Origin of the sequence: Chelatococcus caeni (genome assembly GCF_014196925.1) — a bacterium.
Taxonomy (GTDB): domain Bacteria; phylum Pseudomonadota; class Alphaproteobacteria; order Rhizobiales; family Beijerinckiaceae; genus Chelatococcus_A; species Chelatococcus_A caeni.
The window spans coordinates 198,035-214,302 of record NZ_JACIEN010000007.1 but is presented as its reverse complement, the minus strand read 5'-3'; the positions used below and the strand labels follow the sequence as shown (position 1 = coordinate 214,302).

The window sequence follows — 16,268 nt, the reverse complement described above, 5'->3', positions numbered from 1 at the left end:
CCTAGCTGATCTGGCGGGCGGGATGCTGCAGCCGAGGAGCGGGGGAGGTCTCCGGGCCGGAGCTCGTGCGTCTCAGAGCCGGGCAAGCCAGGTGGCGAGCGGCGGGAACAGGATGATCAAGACGAGCGTGAACAGCATCGCGGCGAGGAAGGGCATGGCCCCGCGGAAGATCTCGCCGACCTTGAGGTCGGCATCCCCCATCGCCGACTTGATCGTGTAGACGGAGAGCCCGAACGGTGGTGTCAGAAGCCCCATCTCGACCGCGAGCACCGTGATGACGCCGAACCAGATGGGATCGAGCCCGATGGCCTTCGCGACGGGAACCGCGATCGGCAGGAGGATCAGCATGATCGATATCGAATCGATCAGGCAGCCGAGCAGCAGCACGAGCACGATATAGGCGACGAGAAATCCGTAAGGGCCGACCGGGCCTTCGAGAAAGAACGCCGCGAGCGCCTGGGGCATGCCGGAAAGCGCGAGCATGCGGGAGAAGAAGCTCGCCGCCAGGATGAGGAAGAGGACCGAGACGGTGATCTGCCCGGTCTCCACCAGCAGGTTCCAGAAAGAGCGGCGGTCGAGTGACTTGCGCAGCACGGCGATGACGAGTGCGCCGAAGGCGCCGGCGGCGCCCGCTTCGGTCGGGTTGAAGAAGCCGCCGTAAAGGCCGCCGAGAACGAGGCCGATCAGGAGCGCGATCGGAATGACCTTGCGCGCCAGGGCTCCGGCACCAACGGCCTCATGGGCCGCCGTGTCCGCGCCGCCCGAGAACACGAACGGCCTGCGGGTATGGGCCAGCAGCAGGATCGTCGCCGTGAAGGCCAGCGCCAGGACGATGCCGGGGCCGACGCCTGCCAGGAACATGCGCCCGACGGATTCCTCCGCCAGCACCGCATAGACGATGAAGAGCAGCGACGGCGGGATCAGCATGCCCAGCACGGACGAGCCGGCGACCACGCCCGTGGCGAAGGCGCGCGTATAGCCGTGCCGTCTCATCTCCGGCACCGCCACGCGTGCGAAGACCGTTGCCGAGGCGATGGAAATGCCGGTGATCGCGGCAAAGACGGCATTGGCGAACACGGTCGCCACGCCGAGCCCGGCCGTCAGGCGGCGCAGGAGGCGCTGGAAGACGTCGAAGGTGTCGCGGCCGACGCCGGAGGTGGTGACGAGCAATCCCATCAGGACGAACAAAGGCACGACGGCGAAGAGATATTCCTCGAGTGAATCGTTCGCCACCTGCCCGAGCATCCGCATCGCCACCACGTCGTTGCGGATGAGGCCGACACCGATGAAGGAGACGAGGAGCATGCCCACGCCGATGGGCATGCCCACGGCGATCAGCACGACGAGCGCGCCGATGGCCAGCGAGCCGATTTCAGCCGGGCTCATGGGTGTCGATCCTTCCCGTGACGGCATCGAGCAGATGCCTGAGCGCCGCCGACGCGAACGCGAGCGCGGCAACCGCCATGCCGATCATGATGAGCGCCCGGAAGGGCCAGGTCGGCAATGTGCCGAGGCCCGGGGTGCCGATGAAATCGCCGGATGCGACGTCCTTCGCCAGGATGCCGGCGGTGGCCCAGGCGATCATGCCCATCATCGCCGCGCCCGTGAGGGCGAAGGCCGCCTTCAGGGCCGCCGCCGCTCGCGGTGCGTGACGCGACAGAACCAGCATGACGACCTCCACCTGCGGCAGCCGATCGGCCCGGATGGCCGAGGCGAGCTGCAGGGCCACGATCAGGACGACGAGAAGCGCGCCGATTTCCGACACCAGCGGCAGGGACGCGCCGAAGACGTTCCTGAACACGATGTCGGCGCAGATGATGACCATCAGGATGCCGATGAGGCAGGTCGCCAGCGCCGCAAGGCCATCGACGACGAAGGCCCAGCAGCGCCGCAGCCAATCCGGACGGGCCGCCGACGCCGGCGCGCTCATGCTGGAGGACGAGGCTTTCATGTCGCGGCCTAGAGGCCTTCGTCCCAGTTGCGGGACGGCTCGACGCCCCGGGCGCGCAGCGCGCCCATGTATTCCTTGACGAAGGCCTTGGCGGGAACGCCCTGACCCTCGAGCTTGGCAGCCCACTCCGCCGCCAGGTTGGGCAGCATGTCGACCCATTTCTGGCGCTCCTCGGCCGGCATCGGAATGATCGTCACCGGAGGGGACTGCCGGGCGCCGAGCTCCACCATCTTGTTCAACGCGTCCTCGTGGAGCCGCACCATGTCCTCGCCATGGCTGACCGTGTAGTACTTGCCGGCCTCGATCATGGCGTTGCGGACCTCGTCGGGCAGGCGATCCCAGCTGTCCTTGTTGATGGCGATGGCACCGGAGAACGCGGCGGCCGCATCGAAGCGGCTGATATAGGGCGCGACCTCGTAGAGCTTGATCGGCAGGGCGCCGAGCGCCAGCGTCAGGACGCCGTCGGAGACGCCGGTCTGGATGTCCGTGTAGAAGGTGGTCAGCGCGCCGTCGACGGCATTCGCCCCCGTGCCGCGCAGCCAGTTGCCCAGCACGCCCGGCGCGGACAGCTTCATGCCGCGGATGTCGCCGATGCCGGTGAGGGGCTTCTTCGTATAGATGTCATAGAGGTCGGTCGCCGTCAGGCCGAGCACCTTCAGATTGTGGTTCTCCCACTCCTTGCGGAAGGCCTCGTTGCTTTCGAGCAGCGTCTCCATCACCTCGAGCAGGACCGGCACGTTCGTGACGGTGAAGGGCGTGTTCGTCGACACCTGGCTCAGCGGCAGTTGCGCCGGCTCGAGGAAGGAGAACACCCAGCCGATGTCCGTCACCCCTTCCTCCACCGAGGACAGGGTCGCATTGGCCTTGTAGAGCTGGCCGCCGAAGGCCTCGTTCCAGCGGATCTTGTACTTGCCGCCCTTGGCCAGGATCTCGTCGGTCCTTGCCATGAAGTGCGTCTTGATCATTCCCACCCAGGGAACGACCGTCGGATGGCTCGAGGCGATGGTGAGGGATATGGTCTCCTGCGCCATTGCCGCGGCGGGCAAGGCGAGGAATGCGGCCAAGATCGGGCCCAAGAGCTTTTTCATGTTTTCCTCCCCTGGAAGCGACTAGGAAATGCTGAATTTCCCCTTCGAGAAGTCGAGCCGGACGGTCAGCGATCCCTCGTTGACCATCCAGGGCCTGACCGTGAAGCTGCGGGCGCCCGCCTTGTGCATCGGGTCTTCTGCCGCGATAGCGGCCGCCTCCTGACGCGAGGCGGCACGGATGATGACGAGGCCTTCGCCCCTCCAGCTCTGCTCGTCATCGGTCCAGATCGGCCCGGCGGCGAACATGATGCCCTTCCGCTCCAGCTCGACCTGGAAGGCGAGGTGGGCCTCCATATGCGCGAAGACCGTCGCGAGGCCGTTCGTCGGCGTGGTGGCGATGGCGTAGAGCTGCTTTTGCAGCATCCCCCTGCTGGCCTCCATCACGTCGGCGACAGGGACCGAATCCGGGCCGGCTGCATCGCTCACGTCTCTTCCTCCGGGTTGCAGCACCGCGTCAGCCGGCCCTTCTGCGGGCGATCTCGGCGCGGATCTCCGGGCCGTGCTCGTCGAGCATCGGCGGCGGCAGGACGTCGAGTTCCGGCGTGCCGTCGAAGTTGTACGGGGCGCGCACGGTGGTGAAGGTGCCCATCTGCTGGTGCTCGGCCGAGACCTTGATGTGCAGGTGCACCGCCTGCGGGTCCTCGAGCGCCTCGTCGGCATCATAGGCCGGCGCGTAGGGCACTTCGGCCTCCTCCAGCAGGCGGCACCACTCTGCGCGCGGCCTCGCCTTGAAGACGGGGGTGAAATGCTCGATCAGCTCGTCCTGGTGGCGGATGCGGGCGAGCCGCTCGCAGAAGCGCGGATCCTCCTGCAGCTGCTCCTGCCCCGTCGCCTTGAGCAGCCCCTCCCAGAACTTGGTCGGCGACGAGAGATGGAAGGCGATCCATTTCCCGTCCGCGCATTCGAATGTGTAGGACTGCGACACCACGGGGCGTGACAGCGGTCCCATGACCTCGCCGACGGAGAAATAATGCGTGAAGCTGTCGAGGTTGAAATGCGCCATGGCCTCCAGCATGGAGATGTCGACGCGCCGGCCCTTGCCGGTCTTCGTGCGTTCCAGCAGGGCGGCGACGACGGCCATGGCGGCATATTGGCCGGTCACCGCGTCGGCGATCGCCGGTCCGATGACGCGCGGCTTCACCGGCGGGGTGAGCAGGCGCAGATAGCCGCTCGCGGCCTGCGCGACGCTGTCGTAGACCGGCCGGTCGCGAGCCGGCCCGGACGTGCCGAAGCCGGAGATCGCGCAATAGATGAGCGACGGCTTGATCTTGCGCAGGTCCTGCTCGCCGACGCCGAGCTTCTCGGCGACGCCGGGGCGGAAGTTCTGGATGAACACGTCGGCGGTGGCGACGAGCTCGCGCAGCACTTCGAGATCGCCGGGCGCCTGCGTATCGAGGGCGATCGACCGCTTGTTGCGGTTGTAGGTCTGGAAGTGCGGCGAATAGAGCCCGCCCTTGAAGGCTCGGAAGGGATCGCCCGTTCCCGGCCGCTCCACCTTGATGACATCGGCGCCGAGGTCTGCGAGATGCATGCCGGCCGCCGGCCCGGTGATATAGGTGCCGAGCTCGACGACGCGCACGTCCTTGAGGATCTTGACCATCCCTGCCGTCACCCCTTCTTGCTGTCGCGGCGCGGCATGGCGCCGTCGTAGCCGATGGCGAGGTCGGCCTTGTGCGACATGATGAAACCGATCGGCCGCTGCGATTCCTCATAGAGATGGGCCGAGAGCCCGGCGGTGCGCGCCAGGAGCGGCACGGCTTTCAGCGCCTCGACGGGCCAGCCGGCATCGAGGATCGTCGCCGGGATGGCCCCTGAGACGTTGACGGGCAGCGGCCGCCCGTAGATGTCCGGCGCATGCCGGGCGAGAAGGCGGAGTGCCTGGCAGTACGGCCCGGAAACGCCGAGCTCGTCGGCAATGGCGAGCAGGCGGTCGGCACGCGGGTCGCCGGCGCTGTGCTGGGGGTGGCCGAGGCCGGGCACCTTCTCCCGCCGGGCCTTCAACTCTCCAAGGCTGGCGATCGCCGCAGCCTCGATCTCCGTCCCGTCGGCCTGCGCCCTGGCGATGACGGCGGCAAGAAAACGCCCGGCCGCCTCGGAGCTTCCCGCCACGACGCTGCCCATGCCGAGGAGGCCGGCGGCCATCGCGCCCTGCCAGGCCTCGGGCCCGGCGGCGAGCGTCATCCGTGCCGCCTGCACCGAGGGCACCAGCCCGTGCTCGGCGATGGCGACAAGGCAGGCGTCCATCATTTTTGCCTGGGCGCGGGTCGGACGCCGGCCCAGCACCAGCAGCCAGAAATAGTCCGTGAAACCGACCTTTCCGATCAGGTCCGCGCACAGATCCTCGCCGCGGACGGTGATCGTTTCCGCATCCGAGGTGGCGATCGCCGTCAGGGCGTTGTCCTGTTTGCCGATCCGCATGCCGCCTCTTTTTCGCTATACGAAATGTTTTTCGCTTGTCGAAATAATGCGGAGCGATTACCGTCCCGTCAAGATAAAAGACCGGCACAGGGTCTTGGGACCGTCGGCCGGTCGGTTGGAGCGGAGGGAAACGTGCGCGATATCAATCAGTTCACGATCACGCAGGCGGTGAAGGAATCCTTCCGGACCGAGCCCGGCAGCCGTTTCGAGGCCTTGCTGCACGGTCTGCTCGATCACCTCCACGACTATACGCGCGAGATGAACCTCACCCATGAGGAATGGATCGGAGTGCTCAACTTCCTCTACGACTGCGGGCGTATCTCGACGCCGGAGCGGCACGAGTTCATCCTGCTCTCCGACGTGCTCGGCTTTTCCGCCCTGGTGGACATGATCAACACGCGCGGCGGCGCCACCGAGGGCTCCAACCTCGGGCCCTTCTATCTCGACAACGCGCCGCGGATGGCGCTCGGCGCCGATCTCGGCAAGGACCGCCAGGGCGCCAAGGTGCTCGTATATGGCAAGGTGACGGACATCCTGCACAAGCCGCTGCCGGGGGCGATCGTCGACACGTGGCAGGCCGATTCCTCCGGCACCTATCCCATCCAGGAACAGGAGCACGGGCAGGACAAGTACGACCTGCGCGGCGTCTTCACCACCGACGATCAGGGCCGCTACTACTACACGACGGTGTTGCCGAAGCCCTATACCGTCCCCTATGACGGCCCGGTGGGCAGGCTGCTGCGCGCCGGCAACCGTCACGCCTGGCGCGCGGCCCATCTGCACTACATCGTGCGTGCGCCCGGCATGCGCGCCATCACCACAGAGGTCTTCTTCGAGAATACCGAATATCTCGATGCGGACGCGGTCTTCGGCGTGCGCCGGTCGCTGGTGGCGAAGGTCCGGCCGGCGAGGGAGGTCGAGGCCCTGGGCTTCACGCTTGACGCAAAGCCGGATGCGATCATCGAATTTGATTTCGTGCTCGCACCGGAAGGTTGATGGGGATGTCATTGTCGCCCGACACCGACGCCAGGGAGGACCGGCCGTCCGAATTCGTGGAGGCGCTCGCCAAGGGGCTGGCCATTCTCGAAACCTTCGACGAGAACCACCCGGACATGACGCTGAGCGAGGTTGCCAAGCGGGTCGGCCTGTCGCCGGCCGCGGCGCGCCGCAGCCTCCTCACGCTCAAGGCGCTCGGCTACGTCGGCCAGGAGGGCAAGCGCTTCCACCTGCGCCCGAAGATCATGGCGCTGGGCTCCTCCTTCTACTTCTCGGCACGCATCGAGGAGGTCCTGCTGCCGGACCTGCGCTCGCTCGTCGAGCGGTTCGGCGACGCGTCGTCGGTCGCCACGCTGGACGGCCATTCCGTCATCTATGTCGCGCATCACTCGCGCCAGCGGGCGCGCCGCGCCGCTGCGGTCGCCGGCGCCGTCTATCCGGCCTTCGCGACCTCCATGGGCCGGGTACTGGTTGCCGCCAAGCCGGACGACGAGCTCGCCGACTGGCTCGACCGGCTGGAGCCCGTGCCGCTCACCTCCAAGACCTGCCTCGACAAGGCGCGCCTGCGTGACGAGCTGATGCAGGTGCGTGCCAACGGCTATGCCACGACGGTGGACCAGCTCGACTACGGCATCACCGCCCTCGCCGTTGCGGTGCGGGACACCGAAGGCAATACGATCGCCGCGCTGAACACGTCAGGCTACACCGGCCTCGTCACCCCCGAACAGCTGGTGGCGGAGCGGCTGCCGGAGCTGAGGGCCACCGCTTCTCACATCGCGAGCCAGCTCAGCCGCTATCCCGTGCTGGCGACCATGCTGCGCAGCTGATCCGGCGAGCGGCCGGCCATCTCAGGAGGCGAGCCGGCCCGCGAAGGCGCCGAAGAACTGTTCGGCCAGCTTGCGCGAGGTCGCCTGGACGAGCCTGCTGCCGAGCGCCGCGAGCTTGCCGCCGATCTCCGCCTTGGCGTCGTAGGTCAGGAGCGTCCCGGCGCCGTCGACGGTCAGGCGCATGTCGGAGCTGCCCTTGGCGAAGCCCGCGATGCCGCCGTTACCCTGGCCGACGATGCGGCAGCCGTTCGGCGCGTCGATGTCGTGCAGCTCGACCGTGCCGGCGAAGGTCGCGGAGACGGGGCCGATCTTGAGCTGGACCTTGGCGGCGAAGGTGGTCGGCGAGGTCTGCTCCAGCTCCTTGCAGCCGGGAATGCAGGCCTTCAGCGTCTCGACATCGAAGAGCGCATGCCAGACAGCCTCGCGCGGCGCCGCGATGCGGTGTTCGCCGGTGATGTCCATGGTGGTCTCCCCGCCGCTCAGACGGCGCAATAGCGTTCCTGGATGGCCTTGTCGGCGAGCAGCGCGGCGGCGCTGCTGCGATGGACAACCTCGCCCTGGTCGATGATGACGGCGCGGTCGGCGAGCTTGAGCGCCCATTCGACGTTCTGCTCGACGAGCAGCAGCGTCGTGCCCTCGTCGCGCAGGCGGCGGAACAGCACGCCCATTTCCTCGACGAGGATGGGCATGATGCCTTCCGACGGCTCGTCGAGCAGGATCATCCTGGGCCGGGCGATCATGGCGCGCGCGATGGCCAGCATCTGCTGCTCGCCGCCCGACATGGTCACGCCCTGCTGGTCGAGCCGCTCCTTCAGCCGCGGAAAGCTCCTGGCGATCTCGTCGATCGCCTGCCGCTCGTCGATCGTGCCGTCGCTCGCGACGAGCCCGAGCTGCAGGTTCTCGCGCACCGTGAGCCCCGGCACGATGCGCCGCTCCTCCGGCACGTAGGCGAGGCCGAGGCCGAAGCGGGCATGGGCGGGCAGCGGCAGGAGCTCGGTGTCCGCGAAGCGCACGGAGCCGGTCGCCTTCGGCATCAGCCCCATGACGGCGCGGATCGTCGAGGTCTTGCCGGCGCCGTTGCGGCCGACGAGCGCGACGATCTCGCCGGGCTCGACGGTGAGCGAGATGCCGTGCAGCACATGGCTCGCCCCATACCAGGCGTTCAGCCCCTCGATCTCAAGCATAGCCATCGTTCTGCCCCAGATAGACGCGCCGGACCTCCGGGTCGGACTGGATCTGCTGCGGGTTGCCGTCGGCGATGAGCCGGCCGTGATGCAGCACCAGGATGCGATCGCTCAGCCCCAGGATCATCTTCATCTTGTGCTCGACGAGCAGGATGGTGCGCTCGGCCGCGAGCTTCTCGATCAGCGCGATCATCTCCTTCGTCTCCTCAGGGCCCATGCCGGCCGTGGGCTCGTCGAGGAGAAGGAGTTCCGGGTCGGCGACGAGCGCGATCGCGATCTCCAGCGCCCGCTGCTGGCCATGGGCGAGGAACTTGGCCGTGGCGCTGCCGCGATGGGTGAGCCCGACCGCGGCGAGCGCCGCCGCGGCCTTGTCGTCGAGCTCGGTCAGCGCCGCCCGGTCGCGCCAGATGTCATAGCGCGAGCGGAAGGCCTGCGCGGCGACGCGGACGTTCTCGTGGACGGAGAGTTCGGGAAAGATGTTGGTGATCTGGTAGGACCGGGCGATGCCCAGATGCGCGAAGCGGTGCTGGGGCGTGCCCGCGAGATCCCGGCCTTTGAAGCGCATCGTGCCGGTCGAGGGCGGCAGGACGCCGGAGAGCACGTTGAAGAACGTGCTCTTGCCGGCACCGTTCGGGCCGATGACGGCGGTAACCTTGTTGGACGCGAAGCTGGCGGTGACGCCCTCGAGGGCGACAAAGCCGCCGAAGCGCCGGCCGATGTTCTCGACGGCAAGCAGGGGTGCGCTCATCGGCCAGCCCTCCAGGCCATGAGCGTGCCCCAGATGCCCTTGGGCAGGAACAGCACGAAGAGGATGAAGACCGAGCCGACCACGATCTGCCAGTGCGGGGTCCACAGCGACACCACGTCTTCCATGAGCAGGAAGGCGAAGGCCCCGACGAAGGGGCCGAAGAAGCTGCCGGCGCCGCCGAGCAGCGTCATCATCACGATCATGCCCGAGGTGTGGTAGTGCAGAATGTCGAGCGGCACGATGGCGAGATGCAGCGCGAACAGCGTGCCCGCCAGCGCGCAGATCAGCCCCGACAGCGTGAAGGAGATGAGCTTCGTCCGCTCGACGTCGTAGCCGCAGGCGCGGGCGCGGGTCTCGTTCTCGCGAATCGCCTCGATCACCGAGCCAAAGGGCGAGTTGAGGATGCGCGAAACGAACCACAGGGCCGCCGCGGCGAAGACCATGATGACGTAGTACTTCTTGACGGGGTCGAGGAAGTCGACCGTCCAGCCGAAGAGATTGAGCTCGCTGACGGTGAAGCCCCGCAGCCCGTTCTCGCCGCCGGTCCAGGACGAGGCCTGCAGGGCGATGTAGTAGACGAGCTGCGAGAGCGCGAGCGTCACCATCGAGAAATAGATGCCGCGCGTGCGGATGGACAGAAGGCCGATGACGAAGGCGAGCGCGCCGCCGGCGGCCACGCCGAGCGCCAGCGCCGCGAACCACGGAACGTCGAACCGGCCGATGGCGATGCCGGTGACATAGGCGCCCGTGCCGAAGAAGGCGGCATGGCCGAAGGACAATAGCCCCGTATAGCCAAACAGCAGATTGTAGCCGACTGCCACCAGGCCGTAGACCAGCACGTTCACCGCGAGCGCCTCGGACGGCAGGATCCAGGGCAGTAGGCACAATGCCAGGATCGAGAGCGGCACGCGCCGGGCGGCCAGGCGCGCCCTCAGGGGGCGAGGGCCGGCGTCGAGGGATTGGGCGGAGAGGGTCATCGGGTTCTCCTCAGGCGCGGCCCGGCTTGCCGAACAGGCCTTGCGGACGCACCAGCAGCACGAGCGCCATCAGGGCGAACATCACGATGGTCGCCATCTCGGGTGCGAAGAGCGCGGTCATGCTGATGGCGACGCCGACGAGCAGCCCGGCGACCACCGCCCCGACGAGCGAGCCCATGCCGCCGATCACGGTGACGACGAAGGCCTCCGCCAGCACGAGCGAGCCCATCTCGGGATTGACGTTGCGCATCGGCGCGGCGAGCACGCCGCCGAGCGCCGTGAGGCCCACGCCCAGCCCGAAGACGAGCAGCCAGACCCCGGCGATGTCGACGCCGAGCACGCGCATGATCAGCGGATCGCGCGCGCCGGCGCGCACGATGAGGCCGAACCGCGTCTTTTCTAGGCACAGCCAGACGAGGATGAGCACGGCGGCGACGACGCCGACCACGAAGAGGCGATAGATCGGGAAGAAGCCGATGCCGAGATCGGCGACGCCCGCAAGCTCGGGCGGCGTCGGGAAGGGGATGCCGTCGCTGCCGAAGGCGATGCGCACCGCCTCGACGAGTACATAGCCGAGCCCGAAGGTCAGCAGCAGCGGATCGTCGACCGAGCGGCGGTAGAGCGGGCGGATCAGGACCCGCTCGATCGCCATCCCGAAGAGCCCGATGGCGACCGGGGCCACCAGCAGCCCCCACCAGAAGCTGCCGGTCAGCGAGGCCACCCACAGGCCGGCATAGGCACCGACCATGAACAATGCACCGTGGGCGAAGTTCACCACGCCCAGCATGCCGAAGATGATCGACAGGCCGAGCGCGACCATGATCAGAATGGCGCCGAGCGCAACGCCCGAGAAGAGCTGCATGGCGATGAGTTCGGCGTCCATCGCAAGGCCTCCGTGAGAGGGGTCCGGTGCGCGATCAGGCCGGCAGGCCCAGTTCGGAGCAACTGCGCAGGATCGATTCCGAAGCCGGCTCGGTCGCGACCACCCGGAAGAAATCGGCCTCGCTGCCCATGTCGGCCTTCTTCTTCGATTCCAGCACGAGAACCGACTGCACCGACTGGTGGTCGCATTTGCGGTAATGCTGCGGCCCCTTGGCGATGTCGTACTGCAGCTCCTCGAGCGCGGCGATGACCTTGTCCGTATCCGTGCCGCCGGCCTTCTCCATGGCGAGCAGCAGCGAATAGACGCCGGTGAAGCCATAGGCGCCGTAGTCGGTGGGGACGGCGCCGCCGTTGGCGGCCCGGAAGGCATCGTTGAACGCCTTGGCGGAGGGGATGGCCTCTTCCAGCCCCCAGTAGTAATTGGCGCCGCCGATGACGCCCTCGAAGGCCTCGGGGCCGATGGCGAGGCGCTGGTTGTGCAGCAGCACCGGCACCACGATCTGCATCTGCTGCTTCATGCCGAAATCGACCGCCTGCTTGATGGCATTGGCCTGGTCGCGGCCGAAGTTGCAGATGCACAGGATGTCCGGCCGCATGGAGCGCAGGCGCGGCATGAAGGTGGAATAATCGGCCGCGCCGAAGGGGTGCAGGATCTCGCCCACGCCGGTCGCGCCGAGCGCGGCTTCCGCGCGCTTGAAGCCGCGCAGCATCTCGTGGCCATAGGCATAGTCGGCGACGAGATAGGCGACCTTGGTCCCCTGCTTGAACGTGTGCTTGGCGACGGCGGCCGTCGTCATGTGCGGGTTGAGTGCCTCGTGGAAGGTGAAACGGCTGAAGTCCTTGACCTCGTTGATGGTGTCGGACTGGCTGATGGAGACGTAGATCACGCCGCGGGCGCGTGTGACCTCGTTGACCGCGAGCTGGACGGCGCTCGACAGCGCGCCGACGACCGCGTGGACCTTGTCCTTCTCGATGAGCTCGAGCGTCCGCGTCGCTGCCTCGCCGGCATTGAGCTTGTCGTCGCGCACCAGGAGCTCGACCTTGCGCCCGGCGATGCCGCCCTTGTCGTTGACGAGCTTGACCGCCAGTTCCGCGCTCTTGACCTGATCCTTGGCCTCGGCGGCGAAGGGCCCGGTCAAAGGCGTCGGAAAGCCGATGCGGATGGTCTCTCCCTGCGCCCGGGCGACCCAGGGCATGGCGAGGAGCGCCGTGCCGGCCGACAGGCCCGCGAGCACGTCGCGACGGGAGGCTCCTGATTTCCCCTGCTTGCTGCTCATCATCTCGTCTCCTCCATCCTCTGTCTTCTTGTCGTTGTTCATATGCGGCCGAGCGCCTTGAGCAGGCGCGCGGGTGTCATCGGGATCTGTGCGATCGAGGTGCCGAAGGGCGCCAGCGCGTCGTTGACGGCATTGAGGGCGGCGGCGGAGGCCGCGGCGGTGCCGGCCTCGCCGCAGCCCTTGGCGCCGAGAACGGTATCGGCCGTCGGCGTCTCGACATGGCCGATCTCGATGTCGGGCATCTCGCAGGCCATCGGAACGAGGTAATCGGCGAGCGAGCCGTTGGTGAGCTGGCCGCCGTCGTTGTAGAGGCACTCTTCGAAGAAGGCGGCGCCGAGCCCCTGGACGACACCGCCGCGCATCTGCTCGTCGACGAGGAGCGGGTTGATGATGCGCCCGCAGTCCTCGACCACCCAGTGCTTCAGGATCTTGACGAAACCCGTCTCGACGTCGAGCTCGACGTGGCAGCCCTGGATGCCGTTGGTAAAGGCGAAGGGATAGCCCTGCGGCGCGTAGTGATGGGCGACGGAGAGCTGGGCGCTCGCGTCCGGCGGCAGGGTATCGGAGCGGAAATAGGCGATGCGGGCGATCTCGGCGAGGCTGATGCGCTCGGCGCCGGTCACGGCATCGACGACGATGCCGTCTTGCAGCGTCAGGGCCTCCGGCTTCGCCTGCAGGATCGTCGCCGCGAGCGCGAGGATGTTTGCCCGCAGGCGGCGGGCCGCCTGCAGCGCCGTCTCGCCGCCGATGCCGGCGCCGCGGCAGGCCCAGGTGGCGCCGCCGTGCGGCGTCACCTCGGTGTCGCCGGTCACGACCTGAACCCGCTCGCAGGGGATGCCGAGCTGGTCGGCCACGATCTGGCCGATGATCGTCTCGGTGCCCTGGCCCTGCTCGGTGACGGAGATGAGGCAGCGCACCTCGCCCGAGGGGGTCACCTTCACGATCGCCCCGTCCTGGGCCGAGATGCGTGCGCCGCCGATGCCGTAGAAGGCCGGGCTCGGATTGGAGATCTCAACGAAGGTCGCGATGCCGATGCCGCGGTGGATGCCACGCGCGCGCAGCGTCGCTTGCTCGTCGCGCAGCCGCTCGTAGCCCATCATGGTCTTGAGCCGGGCGAGGCACTGCTGGTGCGACAGGGCCTCGAACCTGAAGCCCGTCGGCGACTCGCACGGATAGGCGTCGTCGGGAATGAGGTTGCGCTCGCGGATCGCCGCGGGATCGAGGCCGACCTTCGCCGCCGCCATATCGAGCAGCCGCTCGGTCACGGCGCAGGCGATCGGGTGGCCGACGGCGCGGTACTGGCTCGTCTGCACCTTGTTCTGGAAAACGACGGACAGTTCCGCGCGGTAATTGCGCATGCGGTAGGGCGCGCCGATCAGCCGGATGACCTGGTTGCCCTCGACGGCGCTGGTGCGCGGATAGGTCGAGAAGGGGCCGATGGCGGTCACGTCCTCGACGTCCATGGCGAGGATGGTGCCCGCGTCGTCGAGCGCCATGCGTGCGCGCACCCGGTGATCGCGGGCGTGGATGTCGGACACGAAGGATTCGACGCGGTCGGCGACGAACTTGACGGGGCGGCCGGTCAGCATGCTGAGGCCCACCACCGCCATGTCCTCGTGGTAGACGTGCAGCTTCATGCCGAAGGAACCGCCGATATCCGGCGCGATCACGCGCACGCGCGCCTCCGGGATGCCGTAGTGGCGCGAATAGAGGTCCTGGAACTGGTAGGGCGTCTGCGTCGCGTGATGAACCGTGAGGCGCCCCTCGCTGCAGTCGTAGTCGGCGACGATGGCACGCGGCTCCAGCGTCACGGCGGTGTGCCGCCCGAAATGGAATTCCTCCTCCACCACATGGGCCGCGTCCGCGAAGATCGTGTCGATCCCGCCGGTATCGAGCCGGCTGTGGAAGCACAGGTTGTTCTCGAGGCCGGCGGCGGCGCGGTCGGCGCCGGGTGCGCGTGCCAGATCGATATCGACGACTGCCGGCAGCTCCTCGAATTCGATGACGATGGCCTCGACCGCATCCTCCGCCTCGGCGCGGCTGTCGGCGACCACCGCGACGACGGCCTGGCCCGCCCACAGCACCTCCTCGAGCGGCAGGGGCAGCTGCGGCACCGACGTCATCCCCTTGAAATGATCGAGGGTGCCCGTCCACGGCTTGCAGAGCTTGGCGAGATCGGCCCCGGTTGCGACGAGCCGCACCCCCGGCATGGCGCGCGCCGCGTCAACGTCGATCGCGACGATCCGCGCATGGGCATAGGGGCTGCGGAGGAAGGCCGCGTGCAGCATGCGCGGCAGGACGAGGTCGGTGACGTAGCGCCCGCGCCCCGCCAGCAGGCGCTTGGCGTTCGGCCGCGAGACCGAGCGGCCGATGTAGGAGTTCGGCCGGTCGAGGGCGCTGAGGGGCCTGTTCATGCCGGCTCCTCCGCGAAGGGGAGGGCGGCCTCGCCGGCGGCGCGACGGCGGGCCACCGTCTCGATGGCGTCGACGATCGCCTCGTAGCCGGTGCAGCGGCAGTAGTTGCCGGAGAGCGCGTCGCGGATCTCCTCGCGGCTCGGCATCGCCTTGCGTGCGAGCAGACCCTCGGCCGAGATCAGCATGCCCGGCGTGCAGAAGCCGCACTGCAGCGCGTTGCGCTCATGGAAGGCGCGCTGCAGATCGGCGAGTGCCGCGCTCCCGGTCAGCCCCTCGACCGTCTCGACCCGCGTGCCGTCCGCCTGCACAGCAAACATCAGGCAGGCATGGGCGGGCAGCCCGTCGAGCATGACGAGGCAGGCGCCGCAGACGCCCATCTCGCAACCGGTATGGGTGCCGGTGAGCTCGAGGTCGCGGCGCAGGAAATCGGCGAGGGTCTCGCGCGGCTCGACGAGGCGGGTGAGTGTTTCGCCGTTCACCGTCAGCGTGATGGCAACAGGCATGCTCACGGACCCTCCGCGATACGGCCGAGCAGGCGGCCGATGAGAACGCGCGCCAGATGCAGCCGCATGGCCGCCGGCACCTGTTCGTCGTCGGGCGGATCCAGATCCTGCGACAGGGCCGCCTGGGCGAGCCGGATCGCCTCGCCGTCGAGACGCCGGCCGGTGAGGGCCGCCTCCGCAGCAAGCGCGCGGATCGGTGTCGGTCCGACCGAGAAGAAGGCGATGCGGGCGCTTTCGACCTCGCGCGCGGGCGCCGTCAGCATGACGCCGCAACCGACAAGGGCATAATCCCCGCGCCGGCGGGCGATTTCGTCGAACGCGCAGCGATGCTGCGGGCCCGCTGCGGGAACGTGCAGCGCCACGAGGAGTTCGCCGGGTTCGAGCGCGGTCTGGTAGAGATCCTGGAAGAATTCGTCGGCCGGCACGCGCCGGGTGCCCTGCAGGCCGGCAATCTCCATTTCCGCTCCCATCGCCAGCATCATCGCCGGGAATTCGGAAGCCGGATCGGCCAGGGCGACACTGCCGCCGAGCGTGCCGCGGTTGCGGATGGCGGGATGGGCGACATGGGGAGCCGCCAGGGCGAGCAGCGGCGCGTGGGCGGCGATGAGCGGGTGGTCGTGCGCCTCGGCATGGCGCGTCAGCGCGCCGAGCCGCAGCCAGCCGTCGCGCAGGTCGATGCCGCGCAGGTCGGGGATATGGGCGATGTCGATCAGCCGCTCGGGTGCCTGCAGACGCAGGGCGAGCGCCGGCACGAGGCTCTGCCCGCCGGCGATGTAGCTCGCGTCCCCTCCGGCTTCCGCAAAGGCGGCGAGCGCTTCCGCGACCGTGGTCGGGCGGATGTAATCGAAGGCTCGGGCCTTTCAAGGCGCCGAACTCCCCTGGGTGCGTTTCCGTTCCAGATTTGTGACCATCTGGTCTCAAAATAAGGGCACGGGCGGCGAGGCGCGTCAAGCGAAAATAACCAAATGGTCACAAATTTGCCCCACCAGCACATCGCGCTATA

At 68.1% G+C, this 16,268-nt stretch carries 17 protein-coding genes; 2 read left to right on the top strand and 15 right to left on the bottom strand.

What is annotated here, in order from left to right; translation table 11 throughout:
* Positions 1–72: 72 nt before the first annotated feature.
* From GGR16_RS22655 to GGR16_RS22630, 6 genes are read right to left on the bottom strand one after another with little or no spacing between them, the layout of a single operon-like run.
* Positions 73–1,386, bottom strand: a complete 1,314-nt coding sequence (locus GGR16_RS22655; protein WP_183318330.1) for a TRAP transporter large permease — start codon at positions 1,384–1,386, stop codon at positions 73–75.
* Positions 1,373–1,930, bottom strand: coding sequence for a TRAP transporter small permease (locus tag GGR16_RS22650; protein WP_210168029.1), 558 nt, complete (start codon positions 1,928–1,930; stop codon positions 1,373–1,375). The genes GGR16_RS22655 and GGR16_RS22650 overlap by 14 nt, the downstream gene beginning before the upstream one ends.
* A gap of 29 nt (positions 1,931–1,959) precedes the next feature.
* Entirely contained in the window at positions 1,960–3,039 is a 1,080-nt protein-coding gene (locus tag GGR16_RS22645) for a C4-dicarboxylate TRAP transporter substrate-binding protein (protein WP_183318328.1), read from the bottom strand.
* A 21-nt stretch (positions 3,040–3,060) separates the two neighbouring features.
* On the bottom strand, positions 3,061–3,465 hold the full coding sequence (locus GGR16_RS22640; RefSeq protein ID WP_183318326.1) for a YciI family protein: 405 nt from the start codon (positions 3,463–3,465) through the stop codon (positions 3,061–3,063).
* 28 nt (positions 3,466–3,493) lie between these two features.
* Positions 3,494–4,639: a CaiB/BaiF CoA transferase family protein gene (locus GGR16_RS22635; protein WP_183318324.1), complete on the bottom strand. Its 1,146-nt coding sequence runs from the start codon at positions 4,637–4,639 to the stop codon at positions 3,494–3,496.
* A gap of 8 nt (positions 4,640–4,647) precedes the next feature.
* Positions 4,648–5,457, bottom strand: coding sequence for a citryl-CoA lyase (locus GGR16_RS22630; RefSeq protein WP_183318323.1), 810 nt, complete (start codon positions 5,455–5,457; stop codon positions 4,648–4,650).
* A gap of 132 nt (positions 5,458–5,589) precedes the next feature.
* On the opposite strand from GGR16_RS22630, the gene GGR16_RS22625 reads away from it, so the two are divergent.
* Together GGR16_RS22625 and GGR16_RS22620 are read left to right on the top strand one after the other, a co-directional pair.
* Positions 5,590–6,453, top strand: coding sequence for a dioxygenase family protein (locus GGR16_RS22625; RefSeq protein ID WP_019402272.1), 864 nt, complete (start codon positions 5,590–5,592; stop codon positions 6,451–6,453).
* A complete protein-coding gene (locus GGR16_RS22620; RefSeq protein WP_246373254.1) occupies positions 6,453–7,280 on the top strand; it encodes an IclR family transcriptional regulator domain-containing protein in 828 nt (275 codons plus the stop codon). Before GGR16_RS22625 ends, GGR16_RS22620 begins: the two co-directional genes overlap by 1 nt.
* 21 nt (positions 7,281–7,301) lie before the next feature.
* Here GGR16_RS22620 and GGR16_RS22615 read toward each other — a convergent pair whose 3' ends face one another.
* Genes GGR16_RS22615 through GGR16_RS22575 form a run of 9 tightly spaced genes read right to left on the bottom strand, consistent with a single transcriptional unit; the run spans position 7,302 to position 16,104 of the window.
* On the bottom strand, positions 7,302–7,742 hold the full coding sequence (locus tag GGR16_RS22615; RefSeq protein WP_183318322.1) for an SRPBCC family protein: 441 nt from the start codon (positions 7,740–7,742) through the stop codon (positions 7,302–7,304).
* Positions 7,743–7,759: 17 nt separating this feature from the next.
* Positions 7,760–8,464, bottom strand: a complete 705-nt coding sequence (locus tag GGR16_RS22610) for an ABC transporter ATP-binding protein (protein WP_183318417.1) — start codon at positions 8,462–8,464, stop codon at positions 7,760–7,762.
* Entirely contained in the window at positions 8,457–9,212 is a 756-nt protein-coding gene (locus GGR16_RS22605; protein ID WP_183318319.1) for an ABC transporter ATP-binding protein, read from the bottom strand. The genes GGR16_RS22610 and GGR16_RS22605 overlap by 8 nt, the downstream gene beginning before the upstream one ends.
* Positions 9,209–10,189: a branched-chain amino acid ABC transporter permease gene (locus tag GGR16_RS22600; RefSeq protein WP_183318316.1), complete on the bottom strand. Its 981-nt coding sequence runs from the start codon at positions 10,187–10,189 to the stop codon at positions 9,209–9,211. Before GGR16_RS22600 ends, GGR16_RS22605 begins: the two co-directional genes overlap by 4 nt.
* A gap of 10 nt (positions 10,190–10,199) precedes the next feature.
* Positions 10,200–11,072, bottom strand: coding sequence for a branched-chain amino acid ABC transporter permease (locus tag GGR16_RS22595; protein ID WP_183318314.1), 873 nt, complete (start codon positions 11,070–11,072; stop codon positions 10,200–10,202).
* Between the two features lie 34 nt (positions 11,073–11,106).
* The gene (locus GGR16_RS22590; protein ID WP_425486598.1) at positions 11,107–12,348 is read right to left on the bottom strand and encodes an ABC transporter substrate-binding protein; all 1,242 of its coding nucleotides are present in this window, start codon (positions 12,346–12,348) and stop codon (positions 11,107–11,109) included.
* A gap of 38 nt (positions 12,349–12,386) precedes the next feature.
* On the bottom strand, positions 12,387–14,762 hold the full coding sequence (locus tag GGR16_RS22585) for a xanthine dehydrogenase family protein molybdopterin-binding subunit (RefSeq protein ID WP_183318310.1): 2,376 nt from the start codon (positions 14,760–14,762) through the stop codon (positions 12,387–12,389).
* A complete protein-coding gene (locus GGR16_RS22580; RefSeq protein WP_156332853.1) occupies positions 14,759–15,265 on the bottom strand; it encodes a (2Fe-2S)-binding protein in 507 nt (168 codons plus the stop codon). Before GGR16_RS22580 ends, GGR16_RS22585 begins: the two co-directional genes overlap by 4 nt.
* A gap of 2 nt (positions 15,266–15,267) precedes the next feature.
* Positions 15,268–16,104 carry an FAD binding domain-containing protein gene (locus GGR16_RS22575; RefSeq protein ID WP_183318415.1) on the bottom strand — a complete coding sequence of 279 codons (837 nt, stop codon included), beginning with the start codon at positions 16,102–16,104 and terminating at the stop codon, positions 15,268–15,270.
* Positions 16,105–16,268 lie beyond the last annotated feature (164 nt).

Coding starts and splice junctions, on each gene's coding strand:
- GGR16_RS22650 (WP_210168029.1), bottom strand. CDS start 1,930: ATGAGCGCGCCGGCGTCGGCGGCCCGTCCGGATTGGCTGCGGCGCTGC.
- GGR16_RS22610 (WP_183318417.1), bottom strand. CDS start 8,464: ATGCTTGAGATCGAGGGGCTGAACGCCTGGTATGGGGCGAGCCATGTG.
- GGR16_RS22655 (WP_183318330.1), bottom strand. CDS start 1,386: ATGAGCCCGGCTGAAATCGGCTCGCTGGCCATCGGCGCGCTCGTCGTG.
- GGR16_RS22645 (WP_183318328.1), bottom strand. CDS start 3,039: ATGAAAAAGCTCTTGGGCCCGATCTTGGCCGCATTCCTCGCCTTGCCC.
- GGR16_RS22580 (WP_156332853.1), bottom strand. CDS start 15,265: ATGCCTGTTGCCATCACGCTGACGGTGAACGGCGAAACACTCACCCGC.
- GGR16_RS22605 (WP_183318319.1), bottom strand. CDS start 9,212: ATGAGCGCACCCCTGCTTGCCGTCGAGAACATCGGCCGGCGCTTCGGC.
- GGR16_RS22585 (WP_183318310.1), bottom strand. CDS start 14,762: ATGAACAGGCCCCTCAGCGCCCTCGACCGGCCGAACTCCTACATCGGC.
- GGR16_RS22600 (WP_183318316.1), bottom strand. CDS start 10,189: ATGACCCTCTCCGCCCAATCCCTCGACGCCGGCCCTCGCCCCCTGAGG.
- GGR16_RS22595 (WP_183318314.1), bottom strand. CDS start 11,072: ATGGACGCCGAACTCATCGCCATGCAGCTCTTCTCGGGCGTTGCGCTC.
- GGR16_RS22635 (WP_183318324.1), bottom strand. CDS start 4,639: ATGGTCAAGATCCTCAAGGACGTGCGCGTCGTCGAGCTCGGCACCTAT.
- GGR16_RS22590 (WP_425486598.1), bottom strand. CDS start 12,348: ATGAGCAGCAAGCAGGGGAAATCAGGAGCCTCCCGTCGCGACGTGCTC.
- GGR16_RS22615 (WP_183318322.1), bottom strand. CDS start 7,742: ATGGACATCACCGGCGAACACCGCATCGCGGCGCCGCGCGAGGCTGTC.
- GGR16_RS22620 (WP_246373254.1), top strand. CDS start 6,453: ATGGGGATGTCATTGTCGCCCGACACCGACGCCAGGGAGGACCGGCCG.
- GGR16_RS22630 (WP_183318323.1), bottom strand. CDS start 5,457: ATGCGGATCGGCAAACAGGACAACGCCCTGACGGCGATCGCCACCTCG.